We start from the raw sequence: 770 nt of genomic DNA, 5'->3' as shown, positions 1-770 counted from the left end.
TGGGTGCTAAATAACCATATTCATTAAAATGTTGTTGTAGTTCCTTGCATTCAGCAAGAATATCTTTTTTAGATAAAACACTAATTAGTGCGTCATTATAGGCTTGGGTGTTTGATACCTTTTTTAATAAATTTCTGTTTATGCTTCCTTTATAAAATGAAGTTAAACCATTTGAATCTTGTTTTCATTTTGCTTGTAATTCATAATAGCTTCATTCTTTTTTCTTTTCTTCAAAGTTTGAATAAAACCAATATTTATTGGCAATTGAATCTTCGAACAATTGATCATCATTATCAACAAAATAATTAGGGTTAGGATTTCTTTTAATTCTGCCTAATGTTTGAATGTTTAGACTTTCCGATGAAACATTTCTTAGTTGCACGAGCATACATGCTCTAGGAATATTTCAACCCGTAGCTGGACCAACTTTGAAAATGATACAATCAACACCTGAATTATTTTTCGATATCTTTTTTAATGAAATTTCTTCTTTAATGCTGCTGCCATTTTGCTCAGCTTTATCGCCACTGAAATATTTAACTCATGTTAAATTATTTTGTTCCAGTATTTTGATAATTTTATTCATGTTTTGTTCAAAATTGACATCTTTTTCCGTTTTATCTTTTACTTGAATAAGCATTGCTGGATGAATATTGATTAATGCCGGTTCTGATTCGGCATCATCATAAGCTTTTTTGATTTCTTTAAATCTTTCACATGCTTTTTGCAATAAATCAAAGTCACTAATTTCTTCTAAAAATTTATCGACC

The 770-nt window shown here is 28.8% G+C and carries 1 protein-coding gene; it reads right to left on the bottom strand.

Annotated features, from left to right (window positions below; translation table 4 throughout):
• The coding region (locus tag N1F73_RS03750; protein WP_396888699.1) for a hypothetical protein at nt 1–770 on the bottom strand (770 nt) is incomplete at both ends.

Origin of the sequence: Mycoplasma sp. HS2188 (assembly GCF_025209835.1) — a bacterium.
In the GTDB taxonomy this organism is placed as follows: Bacteria; Bacillota_I; Bacilli_A; order Mycoplasmatales; family Metamycoplasmataceae; genus Mycoplasmopsis.
The sequence above is the reverse complement of the archived record's forward strand: the minus strand, read 5'-3'. Positions and strand labels throughout refer to the sequence as shown.